Genomic DNA, 7,415 nt, shown 5'->3' with positions numbered 1-7,415 from the left:
TGGCCAGCCAGGTATCGGGTATTTTCGTATAGCGGTTGCTGGTATAGTTATAGGCATCAAATGAAAACATACCTGTTACAGACAATCCTTTCGTAATAAAAGGCAACTCCTGTGTAAGCCGCAGGTTGGAATACACCTGGCTTCTCCATTGATTGGCGTAGCCGCCCTGGGTAAGACTAGCCCACGGATTAGACAGGCTGCCGGAGCGGATATCGGCCACTTTGCCATCCGGGTAACGGGTAGGGATCTGTACCGGCGTCATAAAATATGCATCGGTAAAAATATCCGACACACCGGTAGTAGGCAGGTTTACATTGCTCAGGTAGCCCTGGATACCCAGTTTAACAGTAGTGGTGGCGGATGGTTTCAGTGTAATGTTAGAGGTAACATTATAACGTTTAAGGAAGATAGAAGAATTATATTTCGTAAGCTCATCTGTTTTATACATCCCCAGTTCATCATAGTAACCAAGCCCAATATAGTATACTGATTTTTCAGAGCCACCGCTGATATTGGCATTCGCATTTCTCACTTTTCCATTGTTGCGAAAAAGTTCCGCAAACCAATCCACATTCGGATACAGGTAGGGATCGCTGCCATCGGCGGTTTTCTGTATAGCCTCATCGGAATATACAGGTGCGCTGCCACGTGTGGTGAGCGCTTCATTCGATAATTTCATATAGGTAGGGCCATCGGCAAAAGAAGGCAGTTTGGTAAACTGGGTGATGCCTTCTGTATAACGCAGGTTATATGCGGGCTTTCCCGGCTTACCGCTTTTTGTAGTGATGAGTATAACGCCATTGGCGCCACGCACACCATACACCGCTGTTGCAGATGCATCTTTGAGCACAGAGAAACTTTCAATGTCTTCCGGATCTACGTTGGAGATACTCCTGGGCACGCCGTCTACCAGGGTAAGCGGTGCGCTGAATCCCTGCGTAAAAGTAGAGATGCCACGGATATAAATATTGGCATCGTTGTAACCTAATTCCCCGCTGCGTTGTACGGATACCATACCGGCTACGCGGCCACCGAGCGATTGTGTAAGATTGGATACCGGCTGCTTCAGTTCTTTTGGTGAAATAGTAGCCTGCGCGCCTACCAGGCTGATCTTTTTCTGTTCACCAAAACCTACCACCACTACTTCTTCCAGTGCTGAAGATGCTTCTTCCAATACCACATCTATCTTTTCCCGCTGAAGCACAGGGATCTCCTGTTTACGGAACCCGATAAGGCTGAATACCAGTACGGCATCATCATCTACTGATAAAATAAATTTCCCGTTGGCATCCGTGCCTGTGCCGAGGCGTGTACCTTTAATGGCAACAGTTACGCCTACCATTGGCTGGCCCGTGGAATCTTTCACGATACCGGTTATTTCTCTTTTGCTTTCAGCCAACTGGCTGGCAGCTGGGAGCAGGTCTTTCGTGGCCACAGAAATATTCTGGCCCGATGTTCTGAATTGCAGGCCGGTACGGTTTTCTATGTCCTGCAACAAACCGGCAACAGCTATATTTTTGTAGTTCACTGTTAGCTTCTTTCCAAAGGTTTCCAGCGATTTGTCGTACAGGAAACGGAAAGTGGTTTGCTTTTCAACGGCGCGGAAAATGGTTGTCACCGTTGCATCCTTCAGCTGGATGGTGACCGTTTTTGTTTTCGGGTCCTGCACCTGCGCGTGTACGGGCGACATATAAACGGCTGCCGCCAGGAATGAGCACAGGATGACCCTCACGGCCTTTTCCAGGCCGCGCGAAGCGGATAATAAAATTAGGATCATACGTTAGGTTTTGTTAGCGTAGTATGTATTAAAACAGGATTAAGCAGTTTACTTTTTATTGATACGGATTATATTTCCCTGGCGATGATATTGCAAATGATAAATAAAGCAGATGGACTCCAATACTGATTCCAGCGAGGTATTGGCCTGTTGCCCGGACAATACATGCCGTCCCGTTTCCGGCATATCCAGCACAATGCGGACGCTGTACCATCTTTCCAGCACAGTGCTCACTTCTGCCAGCGTAAGATTATTCATATTGATAATCCCCTGTTGCCATAAGTTCATGTTATGCGGCTCTTCCCGGAAACTGGCAAACTGGTTGGCAGCGCTGTCGTAGCTGGCTTTGCTTCCTTTATCCAGCACAACCTCTTTTCCTGCCCGGGCCATTACTTTTACTTTTCCGCTGGCAACGCTCACCACCAGTTTTTCACCGGGATAACGTTTCACATTAAACGAAGTGCCCAATACCTTCGTTTGTACGTTACCGGTATGTACAATAAAAGGTGCTTGCCTGTCGGGATGTATTTCAAAAAAAGCCTCCCCATCCAGTATTACATCCCTGGATGTTGCGGCATATGTATCGCTGTAGCGGATAACGGACCTGGCATTTAATATAACAACAGAACTATCGGGCAGGGCTATACGTTTTATTTCACCGTCGGCTGCTGCAACGGTAGTATACACCGGTTTATGGCGGGGCCATAATAATACCAGTCCCAGCAGCGCCAGCAACATAGCGGCATACGGCAACCAGCGGCGGAAATAGCCACGTTTCACTGTTGTTGTTCTTTGCAAAGCGGTATTTACCACCTTACTTTTCAATCCGGCAGGCAAGGGTTGTGATTCGCTTTGCAGCCATTCTTCCGCCGGCATCAGTACACGATGATCCTCTTCTTCAAGTAACTGTAAGAGTAACCGGAGTTCATCCCGGCTGGCGGTGTTGTGTTGTACTTTATCTATCAGCTCCTGTAACAGGTCCGCATCACGTTTCATGAAATATACAGTTGACTTCTGCCTATATATACACTAAAAAAAGAGGGGCTACTTAGTGGAAGAAAAAAAATTATTTCAGGAAGAACAAGATCAGTAAAATGATATAAGAATCTTTCAGCTCAGCCTTTATTACTTTGAGGCTGCTGTGAATATGCGATTCTACAGTACGTACGGAGATGCCGAGTTTGTCGGCGATTTCGCGGTGCGACAATCCTTCTTCGCGGCTCATCCGGAAAACCACGCGCTGCTTATCTCCCAGCGAATCCAGCACATCCTGGTACTGTCGGTACAGTTCATTGTAGTCCAGCCGCTGCAAAATACCGTCTGCCGGTTGCAGCAGTGCATGTTCCGGGTCTGTGGTCATCAGCCGGCGATTCACTTTATTACGGATAAAATTCAGGATATGGTTCCTGGCAATAGTGAATAACAATACCTGTACATCAGCAGCCTCATCCAGTTTCCCGCGGAAGTGCCAGAGTTTGAGGAAAATATCCAGCAATAATTCTTCTGCATCTTCCTCCACTCCCACCTTCTTCCTGCAATAACCCAATACCCTTGGTCCCAGCAGGTCCAGCAAGGAGCTGAGCGCTTCTTCATCGCCTTCACGAAAACGGCGCAACAGGAAAGGTGAAATTAAAGTAGTAGAATTGTCCATGCAGGAGACAAAATTAAGAAGCCATTGTTAACGTAAGGTTACGATATGATTAACAGCAAGCGGTCGATTACTTTTCATTGTTCATCTGGTGGAATACGTACATCAATATTAATAAAAATAATTCTGGGAAGAAAAAAATTTCAGGCGGGAGTTCCGGAAAAAGCAGAGGAGTTTTTTGGGAGAAATGCAATGACAGGTTTTTCTATCCGATAAAAAAGGGAACCGGTAGTGATGCCGGTTCCCTTTTCAATCAATTAAATATTGCCTTTCTTCAGTTCTTTCACGGCATGATCACATGCCCGCGCAGTAAGCGCCATATAAGTGATAGAAGGATTCACGCAGGAAGAAGAGGTCATGCAGGCGCCATCTGTTACAAACACATTTTTAGCGGCATGTACCTGGTTGAAATCATTGAGTACGGATGTTTTAGGATCTTTACCCATACGGGCGGTTCCCATTTCGTGGATACAATGTCCCGGCGGGGGAGCACCGTCGTAGCCATGTACATTTTTCAGTCCTGCTGCTTCCAGCATTTCTATTGCGCTGGCCTGCATATCCTTGCGCATGGCCATCTCATTTTCTTTAAACTCACAGTCGATATCAAGTGTGGGCAGTCCATATTTATCTTTCTTATTTTTATTCAGCGTCACTTTATTCTCGAAATACGGGAGGTGCTCGCCCCAGGAGCCAATGCCCATTGACCACTTACCTGGCTCGCCCTGTGCTTCTTTCAGTTGAACGCCGATGCCGTCCATACTTATACCCCGGCCTCTTCCCGCGCCGCCCTGGTAGCCAAATCCGCGCACATAGTCTTTTTGCAGGGTGTTGGCATTGGTGTTGCGGAAGCGTGGAATATAGATCCCGTTTGGCCTGCGGCCGCTGCTGTAGTATTGGTCTTCAAAACCATCATAGTCGCCGCCGGCGCCTACGCCGTAATGGTGATCCATGAGGTTATGTCCCACTTGTCCGCTGTCGTTCCCAAACCCGTTCGGAAACCTGTCGGATACCGAATTGAGCATGATCCAGCTGGTGCCCAGTGTAGACGCGTTCAGGAAAATAATATCCGCATAATATTCTACCGTTTGCAGGGTATGTGCATCCATTACCCTTACGCCGGTAGCTTTGCTTTTATCTTTATCATATAATACTTCCAGTACAATAGAATCCGGGCGCAGGGTCATATTGCCTGTGCTGGCTGCTGCCGGCAGGGTAACACCGTTGCTGCTGAAATAGCCGGTGAAAGGGCATCCGCGGGCACATAAGTTACGGAACTGGCAGGGGCCGCGATTGTTTAATCCTTTGGTGAGATGTGCCGCACGGCCAATGGTCATGATACGGTCGTTGTACTTTTCTTTGATGCGTGCAGCCACATGCTTTTCAAGGCAGTTCATTTCCATGGGAGGCAGGAACACGCCATCAGGCAGCTGTGGCAGCCCTTCCGCCTGGCCGCTCACACCAATGTATTCTTCTACATATTTATACCAGGGAGCAATGTCTTTATAACGGATGGGCCAGTCTACACCATGACCATCCTTTGCATTGGCTTCGAAATCCAGGTCGCTCCAGCGGTATACCTGCCGGCCCCACATGAGGGAGCGCCCTCCTACATGGTAACCCCGCAGCCAGTTGAATGGCTTTATTTCATTGTAGGGGTTCTCCTTATCATTTACCCAGTACTGTTGTGTGCCTTCATCAAAAGCGTAGCAACGGCTCTGGATGGGATGATTTTCCCTCATTTCGTTGGAGGTGTGGAGATGGTGAGGAAATTCCCACGGCGCCTTCATAGCGGTGGTGTAGTCTTTAATATGCTCTACATTGCGGCCTCTTTCCAGCACCAGCGTTTTCAGTCCCTTTTCGCTCAGTTCTTTGGCGGCCCATCCGCCGCTAATACCGGAACCTACTACGATGGCATCATAGGTGTTTTCCTTCTCTGCCTTGATATTAAGATTCATGTTATTGTGTATTGAAGCGATAAGCGGCCAGGGATCAGCTTTTCAAAAGCTATCCCTGACCGCTACATACTTATTGTTCTTTAAATATTGCCTTTCTTCAACTCTTTTACAGCATAGTCTACTGCGCGGGCAGTTAGCGCCATATAAGTGAGAGAAGGATTTACGCAAGAGGTAGAGGTCATGCAGGCGCCATCGGTTACGAATACATTCTTCACCGCGTGCATCTGGTTAAAGCCATTGAGCACGGATGTTTTAGGATCGCGGCCCATACGTGCGGTACCCATTTCGTGAATGGCCATGCCCGGATAAGATCCGTTGTCGTATGTTTTCACGTTTTTAATACCGGCTGCTTCCAGCATTTCTGCGGCATCGTTCATCATGTCTACGCGCATTTTCTTTTCATTCTCCTTGAACTCTGCATCAAATTTCAGCACCGGTTGGCCCCATGCGTCTTTCACAGAAGTATCCAGGGTTACCTGGTTGGCTTCGTACGGCAGGCATTCTCCGAAACCGCCCAAACCAATGCTCCATTTGCCCGGTTCTGTGAGCATTTCCTTGAAATCTTTACCCACACCCATTTCAGCAATACCGCGACTCCAGCCGCTGCGGCTGGCGCCACCCTGGTAACCGAATCCGCGGAGGTAATCACGTTTATCGTTGCCGATGTTACGGTAACGCGGAACATAGATCCCGTTGGCGCGGCGGCCAAAATAGTATTTATCCTCGTATCCTTCTGCGGTGCCGGAAGCGCCTGTACGGAAGTGGTGATCCATCAGGTATTTTCCCAGTACACCACTGTCGTTACCCAGCCCGTTAGGGAAGCGGGAAGAAGTGGAGTTCATCATTATAAAGGTGGAACCCAGGGTAGAACCATTTATGAAGATGATTTTCGCGTAGTATTCCACCATTTCCTTGCTGTGCTTATCGATCACCTTTACGCCGGTGGCTTTCCCTTGTTTTTCATCATAGATGATGGAATTTACAATGGAATCCGGGCGAAGTGTAAGATTACCGGTAGCCACTGCAGCAGGCAATGTAGAAGATTGTGTGCTGAAGTAAGCGCCAAAAGGACATCCGCGGCTGCAAAGGTTACGGTACTGGCATTTCTCACGGCCGGGAAGCGGTTGTGTGATGTTGGCCACGCGCCCCATGGTGATGATACGGCCTTTATATTTTCCTTCAACGGCCGCCTTTACATCTTTTTCCACGCAGTTCATTTCCATTGCCGGCATAAACTGGCCATCCGGCAGCTGCGGGAGCCCTTCACGGGTACCGCTGATACCGGCAAATTTCTCAACGTAGTCGTACCAGGGAGCAATGTCTTTATAACGGATAGGCCAGTCAACGGCAATGCCGTCTTTCAGGTTGGCTTCAAAGTCAATATCACTGAGGCGGTACGACTGCCGGCCCCACATAATGGATTTACCACCCACGATATCCGGGCGGTACCAGTCGAAACGTTTTACTTCGTTATATGGACTTTCAGAATCGTTGATCCAGTATTTTTCGTTGTGCTCACTGTACGGATAGTCGCGGCTCAGCTTAGGGTGTGTTTCCCGCTGGTCTACCGTGATACGGCCGCGGTGTTTAAATTCCCATGGATCTTTGGTGGCTGTTTCATAGTCTTTCACATGTTCCAGTGGCTTACCACGATCCAGCATCAGTACTTTCAGGCCTTTCTCTGTCAGTTCTTTAGCAGCCCATCCACCACTCACGCCAGAGCCAATAACAATGGCATCATAGGTGTTTTCTGCCTGCGCTTTTATATTCAGGTTCATTTTATTCAGGATTTAAAAAAGTAAGAAGAAGATTACACTGCCCAGGCTTTTTCTCCTTTTGTATAAGGAGTGCAGCCTTCGTATTTACCCGGCACCGGAACATAACGCAACGCTTTGGTGGCGCCTGGTTCGGAGGTGAAATAACCCAGCAGGGTTAATTCTTTCAGGTACTGGAAGTAGTGGGTGGGATCTCCTTCTTTTTTGTTTTTGCGCTTGTTGTAGTCTACGCGCTCTTTTTCAATCCCTGTGAGAAGTTC

At 48.2% G+C, this 7,415-nt stretch carries 6 protein-coding genes; all 6 read right to left on the bottom strand.

Annotated features, from left to right (window positions below):
• The coding region (locus VN105_RS02835) for a SusC/RagA family TonB-linked outer membrane protein (RefSeq protein WP_325637716.1) at window positions 1–1,777 on the bottom strand (1,777 nt) is incomplete at its 3' end.
• Between the two features lie 48 nt (window positions 1,778–1,825).
• The gene (locus VN105_RS02830; protein ID WP_325637714.1) at window positions 1,826–2,773 is read right to left on the bottom strand and encodes a FecR family protein; all 948 of its coding nucleotides are present in this window, start codon (window positions 2,771–2,773) and stop codon (window positions 1,826–1,828) included.
• 70 nt (window positions 2,774–2,843) lie between these two features.
• Window positions 2,844–3,428, bottom strand: coding sequence for an RNA polymerase sigma factor (locus tag VN105_RS02825; protein WP_325637712.1), 585 nt, complete (start codon window positions 3,426–3,428; stop codon window positions 2,844–2,846).
• Window positions 3,429–3,682: 254 nt separating this feature from the next.
• On the bottom strand, window positions 3,683–5,380 hold the full coding sequence (locus VN105_RS02820) for a GMC family oxidoreductase (RefSeq protein ID WP_325637710.1): 1,698 nt from the start codon (window positions 5,378–5,380) through the stop codon (window positions 3,683–3,685).
• Between the two features lie 80 nt (window positions 5,381–5,460).
• On the bottom strand, window positions 5,461–7,158 hold the full coding sequence (locus VN105_RS02815; protein ID WP_325637708.1) for a GMC family oxidoreductase: 1,698 nt from the start codon (window positions 7,156–7,158) through the stop codon (window positions 5,461–5,463).
• Window positions 7,159–7,190: 32 nt separating this feature from the next.
• The coding region (locus tag VN105_RS02810; protein WP_325637706.1) for a gluconate 2-dehydrogenase subunit 3 family protein at window positions 7,191–7,415 on the bottom strand (225 nt) is incomplete at its 5' end.

This window comes from Chitinophaga sp. (genome assembly GCF_035564935.1).
Taxonomy (GTDB): Bacteria; Bacteroidota; Bacteroidia; order Chitinophagales; family Chitinophagaceae; genus Chitinophaga.
The sequence above is the reverse complement of the archived record's forward strand: the minus strand, read 5'-3'. Positions and strand labels throughout refer to the sequence as shown.